9 protein-coding genes are annotated in these 18,365 nt (G+C 33.8%); 8 read left to right on the forward strand and 1 reads right to left on the reverse strand.

Features of this window, described 5'->3' with window-relative positions; genetic code table 11:
* Window positions 1–43: 43 nt before the first annotated feature.
* The 4 genes from Q0910_RS27490 to Q0910_RS27505 all read left to right on the forward strand — a co-directional run bounded on the left by Q0910_RS27490 (window position 44) and on the right by Q0910_RS27505 (window position 10,306).
* Entirely contained in the window at window positions 44–1,126 is a 1,083-nt protein-coding gene (locus Q0910_RS27490; RefSeq protein WP_299223735.1) for a DUF418 domain-containing protein, read from the forward strand.
* 132 nt (window positions 1,127–1,258) lie between these two features.
* On the forward strand, window positions 1,259–1,798 hold the full coding sequence (locus tag Q0910_RS27495; protein WP_299223737.1) for an NAD(P)H-dependent oxidoreductase: 540 nt from the start codon (window positions 1,259–1,261) through the stop codon (window positions 1,796–1,798).
* 3 nt (window positions 1,799–1,801) lie between these two features.
* Window positions 1,802–3,109, forward strand: coding sequence for an aminodeoxychorismate synthase component I (gene pabB / locus Q0910_RS27500; RefSeq protein ID WP_299223739.1), 1,308 nt, complete (start codon window positions 1,802–1,804; stop codon window positions 3,107–3,109).
* 447 nt (window positions 3,110–3,556) lie between these two features.
* Window positions 3,557–10,306 (forward strand): fibronectin type III domain-containing protein, encoded by a 6,750-nt coding sequence (locus tag Q0910_RS27505; protein ID WP_299223741.1) that lies wholly within the window; start codon window positions 3,557–3,559, stop codon window positions 10,304–10,306.
* 456 nt (window positions 10,307–10,762) lie between these two features.
* Here the strand turns inward: Q0910_RS27505 and Q0910_RS27510 are convergent, their stop codons facing one another.
* Complete coding sequence (locus tag Q0910_RS27510; RefSeq protein ID WP_299223743.1) at window positions 10,763–11,467, reverse strand: hypothetical protein; 705 nt, start codon at window positions 11,465–11,467, stop codon at window positions 10,763–10,765.
* A 159-nt stretch (window positions 11,468–11,626) separates the two neighbouring features.
* Here Q0910_RS27510 and tilS point away from each other — a divergent pair, with 159 nt between their 5' ends.
* The 4 genes from tilS (at window position 11,627) to Q0910_RS27530 (ending at window position 18,254) form a co-directional block, all read left to right on the forward strand.
* Window positions 11,627–12,940: a tRNA lysidine(34) synthetase TilS gene (gene tilS / locus Q0910_RS27515; RefSeq protein ID WP_299223745.1), complete on the forward strand. Its 1,314-nt coding sequence runs from the start codon at window positions 11,627–11,629 to the stop codon at window positions 12,938–12,940.
* Window positions 12,940–14,922: a thioredoxin family protein gene (locus Q0910_RS27520; RefSeq protein ID WP_299223747.1), complete on the forward strand. Its 1,983-nt coding sequence runs from the start codon at window positions 12,940–12,942 to the stop codon at window positions 14,920–14,922. Before tilS ends, Q0910_RS27520 begins: the two co-directional genes overlap by 1 nt.
* Window positions 14,923–15,023: 101 nt before the next feature.
* A complete protein-coding gene (locus tag Q0910_RS27525) occupies window positions 15,024–15,668 on the forward strand; it encodes a Crp/Fnr family transcriptional regulator (protein WP_299223749.1) in 645 nt (214 codons plus the stop codon).
* A gap of 213 nt (window positions 15,669–15,881) precedes the next feature.
* Window positions 15,882–18,254, forward strand: a complete 2,373-nt coding sequence (locus Q0910_RS27530) for a spondin domain-containing protein (protein ID WP_299223751.1) — start codon at window positions 15,882–15,884, stop codon at window positions 18,252–18,254.
* The last annotated feature ends 111 nt before the right edge of the window (window positions 18,255–18,365 follow it).

Raw genomic sequence — 18,365 nt, forward strand, 5'->3', positions numbered from 1 at the left:
CCTCAGATTTGATTATAGTTATAATAAGGATATATAAATCAGTATGTTAGAAGAAAGAGAAAGAGTCAAAGGATATGATATTGCAAGAGCCATCGCAGTATTTATTATGGTATTTGTTAATTTTGATATAGTGTTAACAAAAACCAATGATGACGGGGTTTTATCAAGATTTTTAGATGTATTACAAGGTAAAGGAGCTGCTCTTTTCATTGTTTTGGCTGGTGTTGGAATGTCATTGATGGTTAAGAAAGCATTATTTGATAAGAACCGTTCAAAACTGAAAAAAAAGAAATCGATATTATTCAAGAGAGCAGTGTTTCTTTTTGTTTTTGGGTTAATATATTTACCTCTATGGCCTGCAGATATTTTACATTATTATGGGTTTTATATTTCTATAGGTGCCTTAGCGATAGCGGTATGTTCTAAGAAATTATGGATAACTATAGGAGGTATGATAGCAATCTACCCTTTTATTTTATTGATGATTGATTATGAAACAGGATGGAATTGGAAAACCACAGAATATATTGGTTTTTGGACACTGATGGGGTTCTTTCGTAATCTATTAATCAATGGTTTTCATCCTGTTATTCCTTGGGTAGCTTTTTTGCTTTCTGGATTATGGCTTGGTAGACAGAATATGTCAAACAAAAGTATCCGAAATCTAATTTTATTCGTATCAACAAGCATTTTTATTTTTGTTCGGATAAGTTCGCAGATTTTGATTGTTGGCTCGGAGTTGTTTAGTGAAATGCAACCTGAAGATGCAATGTTTATTTTTGGTACTAATCCTATGCCACCCTTACCTTTATATATGATTTCTGGCATGAGTTTGTCTTTTGTAATCATTATATTGTGTATCATTCTTTCAGAAAAGTTCAGGAATAATTCTTATTTAGGTGTCTTAGAGGTCACTGGCCAAATGGCATTTACACATTATATTGGACATATCGTTATTGGGATCTTAGGGATTTATGTGATGTTTGGAGCGCATAGTGTTAGCTCAGGATTTACGTTTTGCTATGCTTCAATTTTTTGCCTCGTTTCAGTATTGTTTTCATGGTTTTGGAGTAAACGTTTTAAAAAAGGCCCTATGTCATTATTTATGCGTTCAATTACCGGATAAAAAGAAAGAATAATCTGTACTTATGAATAGTTTGAGCTTTTTTTTGATTTAAAAAGTTTGTTCTAATCAAAGCGTCTGTGTTCTTTGTAGCTGTTTCGATTTTGGTTACTTTTGGCTGTAAAATTATTCATAATGAAAAACATTCTAGCCTTTGCTGGTTCTAATAGTAGCACTTCTATTAATCATAAACTTGTAGAATATGTTGCTTCAGAAATAAAGGATCATAAAATTAAAGTTTTGAAATTGGCGAATTACCAAATGCCAATGTATAGTGAAGATGCCGAAAAGGAGAATGGCTTTCCTGGGATGGCGTTAGGTTTAAAACAAGAAATATCAGAAGCAGATGCTTTGATTATTTCAGTTAATGAACATAATGGTACGTGGAGCGCTTTTTTTAAAAATGTAATTGATTGGTTATCTCGATTAGATCGTAATTTTCTGGAAAGTAAGAAGATATTGCTAATGAGTACTTCTCCTGGTCAACGAGGTGGATTAGGTTCTTTAGAATTTGCAAAAAATGTATTACCAAGATTTGGAGGAGAGATTATAGAGAGTTTTAGTTTTCCTTCGTTTCATTCAAATTTTTCCTCAGAAGATAAAACGGTTACGGATGAGACACTTTTGTTGGGATTAAAGGAAGTTCTAAGTACTTTTGCCCATCAGATTAAATAGCTCGTGCGAAGTACCAAAATATATACTTTAGATAATTCTTCAGAATTTAAAATCAGATTATTGCAATGGGCACAACAATTTGATGACATTATGTGGCTGGATTCCAATACATATTCTCAGAAGTATTCCAGCTATGATGCAATTCTAGCAGTTGATGCTTTTACCTCCATAAAAACAGACTATTATTCTTCTTTCGATAAACTAAAAGAATATCAGGAACAAACTACGGATTGGATTTTTGGGTATTTATCTTATGATTTAAAAAATGATGTAGAAAAATTGGTTTCGGAAAATTCCGATAACCTTGATTTTCCGGATTTGTATTTTTTTCAACCTAAGAAAATATTCCTTCTTAAGGATGACAAACTAGAAGTTCAATATCTAAGAATGGTAGATGATGAAATGGATGAAGATTACCGGTTTATTGAAACTTTTCCATCCTCAATAGAGATTTCTAGTGAAGATTCTCCCTGTGGTAAGGTTAAAATAAGGTTGCGAATAACCAAGGATGTATACAAGGAAAAAATCCAACAAATGCTTGCGCATATTCATCGGGGAGATATTTATGAAGCAAATTTCTGTCAGGAGTTTTTTGCAGAGAATAGTTGTATTGCACCTTTAGAGACCTATCATCATCTTAATCAAATTTCGAAACCACCATTTGCTTCATTTTTTAGAATGAATGATCAGTATATGCTATCGGCATCTCCCGAAAGATATTTGAGAAAAGAAGGAAGCAAAATTATCTCTCAACCCATAAAAGGAACTGCAAAACGATCAACTATAATTGAGGATGATAAAAAACTAGTTTCTGCATTGGAACAAGATCCAAAAGAACAATCAGAAAATGTGATGATTGTGGATCTGGTTAGAAATGATCTTTCCCGAACTGCATTAAAAGGTACTGTCAATGTAGAAGAATTATGCAAGGTGTATACTTTTAGACAGGTACATCAGATGATATCTACGGTAGTTTCGGAGATTGATCCAGAGATTTCACCAGTGGATGTTATTAGAACCACATTTCCAATGGGTAGTATGACTGGTGCTCCTAAAATTTCTGCTATGAAAATTATAGAAGATTTAGAGGAGTCTAAAAGAGGTTTGTATAGCGGAGCGGTAGGATATTTTACCCCAGAAGGAGATTTTGATTTTAATGTGGTGATCAGAAGTATTTTGTATAATGAGAGGAAGAAATATATTTCTTATACGGTGGGTGGAGCAATCACAGCTAAATCTGATCCTGATAAGGAATATGAAGAATGTTTGATTAAGGCAAAGGCAATGAGAGAAGTGCTAGAAGGATTGTAGTTTGTAACTTTTTACTGCCACTAAATAAAATTCTTTCTAAGATGAATAATTGTTTCGTTTTTACCTGAATTATTAATTGGAACTTCGTTATGAGTGTTGACATGGCTTTGGGCGAGACGAAGTGTTGGAGTATTTTCCAAGTTTTAGCATAGTAGTTTATACTGAACCAAGTCGAAGGACTATGGTAAAACTTTAAAATGTAGTGAAACGTTATATTTTGCAATAGTTTCGACACGGAATAGATTTTCTAATGTAAAGGGAGAGGACGCTCAGATAGATGGCGGATAGGTAATATAATTTGTATGACCAGGTATAGAAATGTTAATTATTACTGTTTTGATATTTTTTTTAAAATATATGGTAACAAATCCTCCATTTATGACACTAAATAGAAACATATTGAATGTTAGCGATAACACAGAACACCGCTTTTAAATTTAAAATTATATGAGTAAAATTACTTTAACTTATTGTTTCTACGTATTTTTTTTATTATCCTTTCCTGCCAAAGTATTCTCACAAGAGTTGTGGTGGGAAATTTCAACTAACCAATATTCTAAAAGTAAATTAGATATTGATAATGAAACGCTGGTTTTTGAAATAAATAGTGACCGTATTGAGGATGTTATTAAAAGAACCTCTTTTAGATTTTCAAAAAATAACCAAAAGCATATTATCAATTTCCCGGTAGAGGCTAATAAAATAAAGAGTTTTGAAGTTTTCAGAACCGAAGTTCTTCATCCTTATTTAGCTGTAAAATATCCCAATATTTCATCTTTTGTAGGTGTTGCAATTGATAACCCTAAGGAGATCATACGATTCAGTTATTCCCCAGGTGTCGGGTTGCAAGGAAATATAGTGAGGCCAGGAAAAAAGACATTGATTATAAAACCAGTAAACAAAAAGGTACACGTTTTATTTAGCTCAGGACAAGAAAAAATAGAATCCACATTTAATTGCGAGACTGATGGGCTTCTTTCTGAGAAATTGAATGATAAAAATGCATTACATTCTAAAAATGCCAATGATGGAAATTTGAGAAGATATCGTTTAGCATTATCAGTCACTGGAGAGTATTCACAATTTTTTCTTGATGGAACTGAGGTGAGTGATTTAGAAAGAAAAACGAAAGTAATGGCTGCAATGGTAGCTTCTATAAATAGGGTGAATGGGATTTTTGAAAGAGATTTTGGTGTTACTTTACAGATCATTCCAGAAAACGACTCCTTGATATTCTTGGATGCTGCTAATGATCCTTATCTATCTGGAAATAGCCTCAATAACGAATTACAGAATACACTTGATACAGATCCTAATGTAGGTAGTGCCAGATACGATGTGGGACACTTATTTCATTTTGAAAATGCAATTTACGGAAACGCTGGTTGTATCGCTTGCGTTTGCACGGATGGATCAAAAGGAAGTGCTTTTACGGTGCATAGTGACCCTAGTTCGGATAATTTTAATCTAATCGTAGCTCATGAATTTGGCCATCAATTTGGCGGATTTCATGTGCAAAGTAGTCCGAATTGCAGAAGTGGTTTTAATAGTGAAGTAGAACCGGGTAGTGGAAGTACAATTATGGGCTATGCTGGAATATGCTCACCAAATGTACAAAATCAACCAGATGATTATTTTAATTATGTTGATATTAGAGATGTTGCAATCTGGACAATAGATAATAGCGACTGCGCAGAAATTATAACTACTGGTAATACTGCTCCCGATGCAGATGCAGGTAATGATTATACAATTCCAAAATCTACCCCATTTGTTTTAGAAGGGACGGCTACCGATATAGATGGCGATACAGGTTTGACATATTGTTGGGAACAAAATAATCCAGAAGATCCTTTTTCTTCAAATACCCCTCAACCTAACTGGGTTAATGGTCCATTGTTTAGATCCCTATTACCAAAAGATGAAGGTAAAAGGTATTTTCCTAAACTAGATGATGTACTAACAGGTAATATTACACCTACTTGGGAAGTACTGCCAGCTGTAGCAAGAACCATGAGATTTGAACTCACCGTCCGGGATAACGTTTTGCAGGGAGGTCAAAGTAATACCGATGGAGTTTTACTGACAGTTGCTGATAATTCGGGACCATTTATAGTTACTTCTCAAAATACGGAGGAACTTTGGAATGTAGGAGAAGAAGTTACAGTTAGTTGGGATGTAGCAAATACAGATCAAGCACCAGTTAGTGCAAATACGGTGGATATTTTACTCTCTGTGGATGGCGGATATACATATCCATATGTAATTCAAGATGATATAACGAATGATGGATCAGAAACATTTGTTTTACCAAATGTAGACAGTTCAACATCAGCCAGAATTATGATAAAGGCATCTAATAATATCTTTTTTGCTGTAAATAACACTGATTTTGAAGTACAATCCTCAGAATTTGCTATAAACACTACAGAAAGTACTGTTTCTGTTTGTAAACCTGAAAATGCAATTTACAATCTTGAATACCGTACTTTTTTAGATTTTAGTGAAGAGGTAGTCTTATCCGCAGAGAATCTTCCGGTTGGGTTAAACGCAACTTTTGAACCTTCAACGATTATTGGAAATCAATTAGAAGGCATTCCAATTCAACTTACAATTTCTGGAACAGAAAATCTTGTAGTAGGAGCATATGATTTTTCTATTAAAGGGAGTTCTGTTTCTGGTTCTGAAAAAATAGTAAACCTTACCCTTTTAGTATTTAACGATGAAATAAATACCCCTACATTAATTTCTCCTTCGGATAATGAAATAGGGTTCGAATTGAATCAATCTTTTACTTGGTCAGAAGATACCAATGCAGAAGCTTATGAAATCCAGATAGCTACAGATGGGGGGTTTAGTACTGTTATAGAATCTAAGATTGTTTCAGAAAATAATTATACACCAGAAAATTTAGAATATAGTACGTCATATTTCTGGAGAGTACAAAATATAAACCCTTGTGGGCCGAATGTTTTTTCTTCGATCAATACATTTGTTACCCAATGTGCAGACCCAGAAGAGTTTCGATATATCGCTATTGGACCTTCATTTGTGAATTTAGGTTGGGTTGATGATAATTCGTTGACTTGGGATATCGAATATGGACCATCCGGATTTATATTGGGTGATGGAATTAGTGTAGAAGCTACATCGAATCCATTTGAGATAAATAATTTAAATTCATTATTTGATTATGATTTTTACATTAGGTCAACATGTTTTGATGGAAGTACGGGAAGATGGATAGGACCTATTTCTGCTTCTACCACAGAAGATTTTTGTTCTGGAGATCGTTTTTATGATTCAGGAGGTGAAACAGGTAACTATTCTAACAATGAAAATATAACGACTGTAATTAGTCCGAGTACTGCTCAAGATCGTGTACGAGTTAATTTTGAATCATTTCTTTTAGAATCCTGTTGTGATGCGCTTTCTGTTTATGATGGTACGGATACATCAGCACCTTTAATTGGTGTTTTCTCCAGTGTTTCACCGGGAATGATTCTATCAACCAATGAGTCGGGTGCTCTTACCTTTGTATTTAGATCTGATGGGAGTGTAACAGCACAGGGATGGGAAGCACAGGTGATATGTGAACCTAAACCTAATTGTGATAAGCCAGAAAATTTTGGAGTTAACAATATAGATGCCACAAGTGCTATACTCAGCTGGGATACAGATAATGAATCTTCGTCCTGGGATCTTGAGTATGGTTTAAGTGGATTCGATGAAGGTACAGGAACTATTGTAAACAGTACTGAAACTAGTTTTACGATTAATGGTTTAGATCCAATCACTTCTTATGATGTTTATATAAGAGGTAATTGTACTGCAGGTGGTGTCAGTGACATTGAAGGCCCATTGACATTTACAACATTATGCGAAGTTATCTCAGCTCCATTTATCGAAAGTTTCGAAGAGTTTACAACTCCTGTGTGTTGGTCAGAAGAAGTTGCAGGTTCTTGGTCTTATAATCTTTTCGCGAATAATGATGCGTCTCAGGCCGGAGATCGTAATATTCTGAGAAATACAAACTACGCTTGGGTAGATGGCTCTTTTCCTAATGGAGAAAATGCAGTTTCAATACTAAACACACCCTTAATAGATATATCTACATTAACAGAACCTTCTATACAGTTTTCAGTTTTCAGTAAAAATACAATTGATAACACCTATAATACATTGGTTGCTGAATTCTACGATGGAATGAATTGGAATATTATTTTAGAAGTGCAAGAAAACACTGGTGGGTGGAGAGATATTGCAATTAATTTAGAAAATTATACAATCTCAGGTCCAATACAAGTAAGATTTACAGTAACAAAAAATAGCCCTGGTAATCCTGAATATAACGATATTTTGATTGATGAAATAAAGGTGGATGAAATGCCTTCTTGCCTCAATCCATATAGATTAGAAGTTTCTAATATTAAGGGACGATCAGTAGACATATCTTGGATATCGTCTGGCAATGAATCTAACTGGGAACTGCAATATGGACTGCAAGGATTTACTCCAGCAACTGCAATTAATGAGATAGTAACTTCTAATCCATATGAAATTTCAGGATTAGAGCCTACAACAACTTATGAATTGTATTTAAGAGCTGTTTGTGGAATTGGAGATAATAGTGAATTTATTGGTCCAATCACTTTTACAACGGATTGTGATCCTTTTGAGGTTCCATTTGTAGAGAGTTTTTTCAATTTCAGCAGACCAGAATGTTGGAAAGAAGGAACTGACAATTCTTGGTCATACGGAATAATTTATGATTTCAATTTAGACATTAATATTCCAGATCGAACATCAGGAGAGAATACGAATTATACCTGGAAGTATAACAGCTTTAATAATTCTCAGACCCCTTCGTATTTATTTACTCCTTTTATAGATGTTTCTTCCTTAAGTATTCCATCCGTACAATTTTCATTATATAGTAATTTGATTACTAATGAAAACTACAATACACTTACGGTGGAATTTTTTGATGGTGTTAATTGGAATTTGTTATTGACTTTTGCCGAATCCACAGAAGCTTGGAGAGATTATTATTTTGATTTGTCATCATATACAATTTCTGATAATATAAAAATAAGATTTGGTATCGTTGATAATCAGAATAGCAGTGAGTTTAATTATATTTTGATTGATGATGTAAAAGTAGGGGAATTACCTTCTTGTTTTAATCCAAATTCACTTTCAGTATCAGAAATAAGTATCGATAGCGCTACCATTAATTGGGCAGCAGCAGCAGATGAAAGTAATTGGCAAATTCAATTTGGAGAAAAAGATTTTGTTATTGGAGAAGGAACACTTGTAGATACGGTTAATACTACTGAAATTATTAACAATCTTAATTCTGGTACAGAATACGACGTGTATGTGCGTTCTAACTGTGATACAGATGGTTTTAGTGAATGGATAGGTCCTCTCAGTTTTAGTACAATTCCAGATTACTGTAATGGAGATCTTTTTTATGACTCCGGAGGATCGAATGGGAATTATTCTAATAACGAAAATGAAACAATATTGATAGCTCCTCAAGATACGGGAGACAGAGTACGCGTTATTTTTGACTTATTTAGTCTAGAAAGTTGTTGTGATAACCTGTCGGTGTATGATGGACCTGATAGTTCATCACCTTTAATAGGAGTATTTAATAATAACTCACCTGGAGAAATTGTTTCTACCCACGAATCTGGAGCATTAACTTTTGTATTTAGATCAGATGGAAGCGTAACTCGAACGGGTTGGGAAGCACGGGTATTCTGCGAACCTAAACCTAACTGTAGCGCTCCGATTAATCCGGTAACTACATTTATATTAGCGAATGATGTAGAATTGTTCTGGACATCTTCTGGACTTGATGCCAATTGGGAACTAGAATATGGGGTAACAGGATTTGATCAAGGCTCAGGAACAATAATTAACACAACCGATAATCCGTATCGAATTACGAATCTTACTGCAGATACTTTTTATGATGTATATATCAAGACGATTTGCGATGATGGAGGATTTAGTGACGTGGTGGGACCTATCACCTTCAAAACAGAAGTTTCATGTCCAGCTCCTTCGGGATTTGTAGTGAATTCAGTTACCGGTCAAAGTGCTAATATATCCTGGGATCTTACAGGTGGAAATGAACAGTTTTGGGAAATCGAATATGGAGTAAGTGGTTTTATACAAGGTAATGGAACTGTGGTTCCATCAGAAGTTAATACTTTGGATATTCTTGATTTGGCACCAACTACCAATTATGATATCTATATTAGGTCTAATTGTGGAATTGACGAAGCAAGTATTTGGGCTGGACCATTTAGTTTTAGAACCTCCTGCGATCCAATTTCTAATGAGACCAATCAGTTTGTTCAGAACGGGAGTTTTGAGTGCGGTGACTTGGGGTCTTGGAGATCTATCGGAACAGGCATTAATGCAAGCTGTCAATATGATTTTACCGTCTTAGAAAATTCTTTTAATGTATGCGTTATCGTACCAAATATTAGTCCTACAGATGGTCAATATGCAGCCTTTACAAGTTTTGATGGGAATGCAGGAGATGTATACATACTAGAACAAACCATTGTATTACCCTCTAATCTTTCATCAGCCACATCGCTTATTGCGTCATTTGATTTTGTGGTAGAATATAGTATTACTAATACAGCAGCTACAGCAGAAAGAACCTTAGAAGTTGATATGTTTGATACATCTAATAATTTAATCACTACTATCGATCGACAATCCTTTGGAATGAATCCTACGGTTGGAAATATTAATACTTCCATTAGCAAAGATATATTATTGGATTTATTAAGTTATGAGGGACAAGAGGTAATACTGAGGTTTACCGCTAATATTCCTGATACCTTTACAGGGCCATCAAAAGCATTAATAGATAATGTTTCATTGATTGCGGAGAATAGCTTGTCTGTAGAAGAAACAGAATTATTGGGGGATGATTTGGTAATATCTCCTAATCCTAATAATGGAAATTTTGGTATATTCTATAGTGGTAGCAATACGCTAAAAGAGATTCAAGTATTTGATCTTACAGGAAAGTTAATCTTTGATGAGGATTTATCTCAATTTAATAAAGAGAAACTAATTACATTAAATAATCCAGAAGCTGGAATGTATCTTATTAAGATTACGTCTGATAAAAAAGCAATTACCAAAACAATTATCATTCAGTAAGCTGTGTTTTTATAATATGTTGATTAATAATTAAATAAATTATGAGCCTAGCCGATAGTAAATCTATTATTGGCTAGGTTTTGTTATTTTTTAATATCGTTTGTTTTAACCAGTTTATCAATTAGAAAATCTATAATGTTTTGAGATCATTCCAAAATATAGCGTTTCACTAAAATTTTAACCCATTTTATCAATATTGTTACATTAAGCTAAAAAATTTGTTTTGTTACATTAGCTTTTCGAAGTGCAATTAAAAATAAAGACTACAATCTTAGAGTGCTAAGACTAAACCTTGGGAGATGTCATATTTTATATTATAGTGAAGTAATGTCTTACGATTCCATCTATATGGGATTTAATTTACTGATAATTAGTTTTTTGTAGCTTTAAAGCTTTTCAATAAATTCAAGGATAGTTCTAAGGTCTTGCAGTGAAACAATGTCAATGAATCCAGGTTCAAATAAGATTCTTTCTAAAACTCTTTCTAACATCAATAATGGTTGCTTTTACCTCTTGCGGAGTGATATCTTTAATTCTTGCTATTTCTTCAAAATTTAATTTTCCGAAAACAAAGAGATCTATAATTTTAGAAGTTTCCAGAGGCAACCAACTATAAAATTTACCTAGTAGTTTTTGTTTTTTGTTTTCCGAAGATTCTTCGGATTCAATAACCTTAAGAATAGCGGAATCAGCATCATCATAAATGAATAATTGTTTTTTTTCCGAGTTTTGATGATAGGATATGTCATTTAGATCTTCATTCATAATCAATTCGTTATCCGCCTCAGAAGTATAGTTTTCTTCTAATTTATTTAATTCCTCACTTAAAAAATAATTGGTGCTTATACATCGCTGATGCCAACCTTCGTTAATATATAATTCATCAATTAGATGATCTGCAATCCTAAAAAGTTTTAATTCCAGAGATAGCTTGTCCATATCTATATCCAAATGATCTTCATTATATAGTTGTACAATGGCGTCGTCAATAATACCATTAGAACAATACATATTTCGAGGTAAAATACCTGTGCTTTCTGCAATATATATTCTATGTTTAACATAAGGGTGTAGATGAGGAACTACGGATAGTAGTTTTTTACTGAACTCTTTTTTATGATCATCTTCATGGTGTTTTGGCTTTTCATCTATCACATTCATAATATCAAAATTTTTAAGAGTTGCTTAAAAATAACAAAAAGGATTTAATTTTTGTGTTAAAAACCTGAAAATCAAAACATAAAGACTGCTAACGGAAAGATTGGTCTACTTTTACAAAATCGTATATTTGAAACCTGTAAAGACAAATATTTAAAAGCATTGATACGGAAGTTTAAAGCTCATATTGAGGATCATTTATCTTTTCTTAAAGAAAAGAAATTACTTATTGCCTGTAGTGGAGGACTGGATAGTATTGTTTTAACACATATGTGTCATTTACTTGGTTTAGATTTTGGTATTGCACATTGTAATTTTAAATTACGAAAAGCAGAAAGTGAAGCAGATGAAGAGTTCGTTTCGGCACTAGCTAATAAGATGACAGTTCCTTTTTTTGTTACAAACTTCGAAACAGAGCAATATGCAAAAAATCATAAACTGTCTATTCAGATGGCGGCGAGAGAGTTGAGGTATAATTGGTTTCGGGAGCTAATTTTAGAATATCAATATGATTATGTACTAACGGCTCATCATAAGGATGATAATTTAGAAACCTTTTTGATAAACCTTTCTCGAGGTACTGGAATTGAAGGGCTTACAGGTATCCCAGAAATAAATGATATTTATGTACGCCCATTATTACCATTTTCTCGAAATCAAATTTTAGAATTTGCAAAAAAGAATACTATTAACTGGCGAGAAGATAGTAGTAATAGCAGTACAAAATATGTTAGAAATAAACTGAGACACGATGTGATTCCAGAACTTTTAGCAATAAATCCTCAGTTTTTACAAAACTTTGAAACGACTTTAGATCATCTAAAACAGACCAGTGCATTTATCAAAAACCAAGTAGATAGGGTTAGAAAAGATGTGTTCGAATATTCAGAACTAGATACCATAAAAATACCAATTGATAAGTTAGAGCAATACGATGAACCAAAAACATATTTATATTTTCTATTGAAGGAATATGGGTTTACTGCGTGGGATGATATCTTACAAATCCTAACTGCGCAATCCGGTAAGCAAGTTTTTTCTCCCACACATAGATTGGTGAAAAATAGAGGGTATTTGTTGCTTTGTCCAATTATAGAAGACGTTTCTGATCGTGTTTATAAAATTCCTGAAGAGGAAAACATGATTATAATCCCTTCAGGAATGATAAAGCTTAAAGAGGTTTCTGAATTATCTAATACTGATCTTAAGACTATTTATGTAGATAAAGAAAAGTTAAAGTATCCATTAATTGTAAGAAAATGGAAAGAAGGCGACTATTTTTATCCTTTAGGAATGAAAGGCAAAAAGAAGTTGAGTAAATACTTTAAAGATGAAAAACTATCTTTGCTGGCCAAAGAAAGGGTCTGGTTATTATGTTCTGGTAATGATATTGTATGGATCATAAATTACAGAGCAGATAACAGATTTAAAATAAGTCCCAAAACAAAACAATTACTAAAAGTAACGATCACCTAATGAGGAATATTCTAGTACTAGTAACAACATTGTTGTTTTCCACTACTTTGTTTTCACAAATATTTGAACCTATAAAATGGAAAAGTAGTGTTAAGGAGGAATCAGAAAATGTGTATACACTATATTTTGAGGCAACCTTAGAAAAAGGTTGGCACATATATTCTCAGCATGAAGTAGAAACGGATGAGATTGCACCAACAGCTACGGAATTTACTTTTTATAATGAAGACAAAGCATATGAACTAATTGGGGAAACAGAAGAACCTGAAGGGATTCAGAAGTTTGACAAAGTTTTCGAAATGGATATCAAATATTTTGAAAACAATGTTGTATTTACTCAAAAAGTAAAGCGATTGAATACTTCTTTGGAGACCATTAAAGCTGAAGTTTTTTTTGGAGTATGTGATGATGAAAAATGCTTAGCACCTGATATAGTAGAGTTTAATCTAAAATTATCTGGTGGAAATGTAAATGAAACAGCTGCTGACTCAGGGATTACTCCAGAAGATATCAATAGGTCTAAAGCTTTGGATGCTGGAATTAAAGGATGGGATGAGTTTCCGAAAGAAGATGTGCAAAGTCAAAGCTATCTAAAAATATTTGTGCTAGGCTTCTTAGGTGGTTTAATAGCATTGTTAACACCCTGCGTATTCCCAATGATTCCCCTTACAGTATCTTTTTTTACAAAAGGAGCTAAGGATCGTAAAAAAGGAATGATGAATGCGATACTTTATGGCTTATTTATATTTGCGATTTATGTGTTATTAAGTCTTCCGTTTCACCTTTTGGATTCTCTAGATCCAGAAATTCTTAACAATATATCGACGAATGTAACACTGAATATTATCTTTTTTGTAGTATTTATAGTATTTGCAATATCCTTTTTTGGATATTTTGAGATTACCTTACCGGCATCCTGGAGTAATAAAATGGATAGTAAGGCAACAAGTGTAGGAGGAATTTTAGGAGTATTCTTTATGGCATTGACTTTGGCTCTAGTGTCATTTTCTTGTACAGGTCCGATTTTAGGTTCTTTACTAGGAGGTTCACTAAGTAGTGATGGAGGAGCGATGCAATTAAGTTTTGGAATGGGAGGATTTGGTTTAGCACTAGCACTACCTTTCGGGCTTTTCGCTTTATTTCCTAATTGGTTAAATAACCTACCCAAAAGCGGAGGATGGCTTAATGCGGTAAAAGTGGTTTTGGGATTTATTGAATTAGCATTGGCGTTTAAATTCTTATCCAATGCGGATTTAGTAGAACATTGGGGAATTCTGAAACGTGAAATATTTATTGGAATTTGGATTGTTATAGGAATAGGATTAACACTATATCTCTTCGGGAAAATTCGTTTCCCACACGATAGTCCGATTAAAAAGTTAGGTAAAGTAAGGATCACGACTGGAATTCTAACATTTGCTTTTGTAATCTATTTAATTCCAGGTCTTACCAATACAGCACATGCAAACCTAAAGTTATTGAGTGGTTTTCCACCTCCATTGTTTTATAGTATCTACGAGAAGGAAACACACGGCCCCTTAGGATTAAATGCGTACACTGACTTTGAAAAAGGAGTACAAGCAGCGAAGAAGGAAAATAAACCAATAATGATCGATTTTACTGGTTGGGCTTGTGTTAATTGTAGAAAAATGGAAGAACAAGTTTGGAGTAATCCAGAGATTACTAAAATTCTAAAAAATGATTACATTTTGATCTCGCTTTATGTGGATGATCGAGAAAAGCTTACAGAAGGAGATCAATTTAAATTCCTTAAGTCTTCTGGTACTATAAAATCGATTAAAACTATTGGTGACAAATGGGCTACTTTTCAAACATTAAATTTCGAGAATAATTCCCAACCATATTATGTGCTAATAGACTCTGAAATGAATCTTTTGAATACGACTACTGCATATACCCCTAATGAGAATGAATATCTAAAGTGGTTAAAAAAAGGATTAAAGAATTTTGCCAGAAAATAGATTCCTTATATAAGTATAAGTTTTTATTATAATGTTGTTGTAAGGACAGATTTAATTATCGACTTTATCCTTAACATATAAAAGAGTAACTAACAACGTCTATGGAAAAAATCGACTTATCTCAGTGTTTCCCATTTATTGAAAAAGATCTAAAAGATGAAATTATGTCTTTTGGAGAATTTAAGAATATTCCGAAAGGAGAATATGTAGTTAAGCAAGGAAGTTACTTAAGTTTTTTACCAATTATTTTAGACGGATTGATCAAAATGTATGCGGAAGAAGATGAAGTAGAATTTCTACTGTATTATATTCATCCCAATCAATGTTGTATCCTTAGTTTTAATCACCTGTTTAATCAAGAAGCAGTTCGTTTCTCTGCTAAGACAGAAGAAGATACTAAGGTATTATGCATACCCATGAATAAAGTAAAAGAGTGGTTTATAAAGTATCCATCATTTACACAAATTATTCTAAAGGATTTTCAACGTAATTATGAAGATCTACTCAATACGACCAAACAAGTAGTCTGTTATAAAATTGAAGATAGATTGGTTAACTATTTAAATGAAAAAGCCAAACTTCAAAATTGTAATATGATCCAAATGTCTCATAAACAAATAGCATCGGATTTGGGTACTTCTAGAGAAGTTGTTTCTAGAATAACCAAGAAATTACAAACCTCTAATTTATTAATTCAACATAAACGACATATCGAATTAACGAAAGGAATTTACTGTAAAAACTAAGTAGATTCTACAATAACGCATCACAAAAACATCGAAAATTTTCGATGTTTTTGTGATGCGTTATTGTTTAGTAGTTCGTAATTTAAAACACTGTTATTCAGTTGTTTAAAATAACATTTTTTTAACTTTTAGGAGTGACTTTTGTCACCGTTTAGAGCTTTCGTGTGATTATATATTTGCTTCATATTGATGAACAAATAAAATGTATAAATCATGAAAAAAAAATTAATTTATTTAATTGTTGGACTATTTACATTCATCTCGTGTAGTGATGATGATGATATTGTAGTACAACCAGATGGGGAAACTGATGAAGTAATTAATCAGGTAGTTTTTAACGAAGTTAGATATCAAGGAACGGACTTGATAGAGATCTTTAACAAAGGAAATCAGGAAGCTGATTTGAGTGATTACTGGTTATGTTTAGGACCAGGGACTTATGAAAGAATAGGTGATCTAACACCAGAGAGTGGTAGTATTGTGACTCCGGCAGGAGGGTATTTGATATTATCTTATGATTTGCCAGATAATTCAGGAGGTCTGGGATTATATTCTTCTAATGCTTTTACAGATGCAGATGCCATTGTAGATTTTGTTCAATATGGAGCAGGAGGAAGCGCAAGAGAGAATATCGCCGTTGCTGCTGGTATATGGACTGCTGGAGAGTTCGTACCTACGATAACTAACACTGAAAATAGTATTGTATTTGATGGAGATGGAAATGGAGCAGCAAACTGGGCAGAAACCACAACGGTAACTTTTGGGGAAGAAAACGTATTAACGATACCGGATAACAATGTGCGGTCGATAGTTATTAATGAAGTGAATTATGGAGAGGATAAACTGATTGAATTATGGAACAATGGAACAGTTACAGTAGATATTTCAACATATTGGTTATGCTTGGGGCCTGGGCAATATGTTCAGCTGCAAAACGCTACTATTACCAGCGGAGATGCTAATTTAGATCCAGGTGAGTTTGTAGTTGTAAATTGGGATGAGTTAACCAACAGTGAAGGGTTGGGGTTATATGCAAACAACTCATTTACAAGTGCTGATGCAATTATGGATTTTGTACAATGGGGATCTGCAGGAAGTGCTAGAGAAAGTATAGCAGTGGCTGCAGGAATTTGGACAGCTGGAGATTTTGTGCCAGAAGTAAGATTGCTTAGCTATAGTATAGCGTATGATGGAGAAGGAGATGCAGCAACTGATTGGAATGAGACCATTAACCCAACTTTCGGATTAGGAAATGCAACACCTATCGAAACAACTACTTTTTCGGTTACAATTAGCAATACAATTAATTACTTAAATGTACATACATTTACTACTCCAGTTGGAGCTGCAACTCCTGGACCATTAACAACAAATGGCGCTCAATATCAAATGTCTTTTAAAGCGGTTCCAGGTACTAAGTTTACTCCAGTTACGATGATGGGGAATAGTAATGACTGGTTCTTAGCGCCAACAGATCTGGATGGAATAGATTTGTTTCCTAATGGTCAGGCGCTTAATAGTGTAGATATTGCTAGTCAACTTTCATTATATGACCTTGGAACAGAAGCGGATAATGATCCAGCTACTTTTCCACCAGCCGGAGCTAATGTTGGTCCTGCGGATGCAAATCCATTAGTTCGTTTAGTAGACGGCAGAGGTACTGGAGATATTTATATGACCGCAATATTGGATTATGTTAATGGAGATGGAAATTCTGCTGGAACATTTACCTTAACCATTACAGCAATAAATACTCCTAATGCAGGTATGGTACCAAGTTCAACCAATGGGTTTGTAATAACTCCAGGCATCGTTGTACTACATGCACAAGCAGAACCATTGTTTACTATTGGCGAAGAAGATAGAGGTGTTGGCTTAGAAGGTATTGCAGAAGATGGTATGCCAGGAGTTTTATACGATTGGTTTACTGAAACAGGATCTCAAGGAACTCCGTTACGTTTATCATCATCATTAACACCTTTTTCACCAGCTTTTATTTATGCTTTTAATACAGATAGAGATCCTTGGTTTACGCAAGGAGAAGAAACTAAAGCAGCAAATGGTTTAGAAGAAATTGCCGAGGATGGTGATAGATCAATAGCCTACAATTATTTAAAGGATTTTGGTATTCCGGTAGCTTTAAGTAATGAAACTGGGCCAATAATGCCTGGTGGGTCTCAAACTTTTACTATAGAAGTACCCAAAAACCAGGATTATAAGTTTGGATTTGGAACCATGTTTGTAAAATCAAATGACTGGGTGGTAAGTTATAATAACGCTGGATTACCGTTGTTCGGAGAGGATGGAACTACTCCATACTCAGGTACCGATTTAAGTACTAAAACCTATTTGTATGATGCGGGCACTGAAGAAGACCAACCTGTAGGATTTGGGATGGATCAAGTAATGAACCAATCGGGACCAAATACAGGAAGTGCAGATGGGAATACTGTTATCAGAAGAGTATCCGATTTAGAAGACGTACAATTTGGAAAAGGAATAATTAGTAGTCCTCCTGGTGTAACCTGGTCTGGAGATTCTAGAGGAGGATACAATATCATAGAGATTGATTTTCAACCTCAATAATTCACTAAGAACTCTATATTTGGGGATATCGTAAGTTCTTAGCATCAATGAGCCTTCAGTTAACGCTGGAGGTTCATTTGTTATAGTCAGATGCAAGCACAAGATTGTTAA

The sequence above is a fragment of the uncultured Aquimarina sp. genome, from assembly GCF_947495315.1.
Classification (GTDB): Bacteria; Bacteroidota; Bacteroidia; order Flavobacteriales; family Flavobacteriaceae; genus Aquimarina.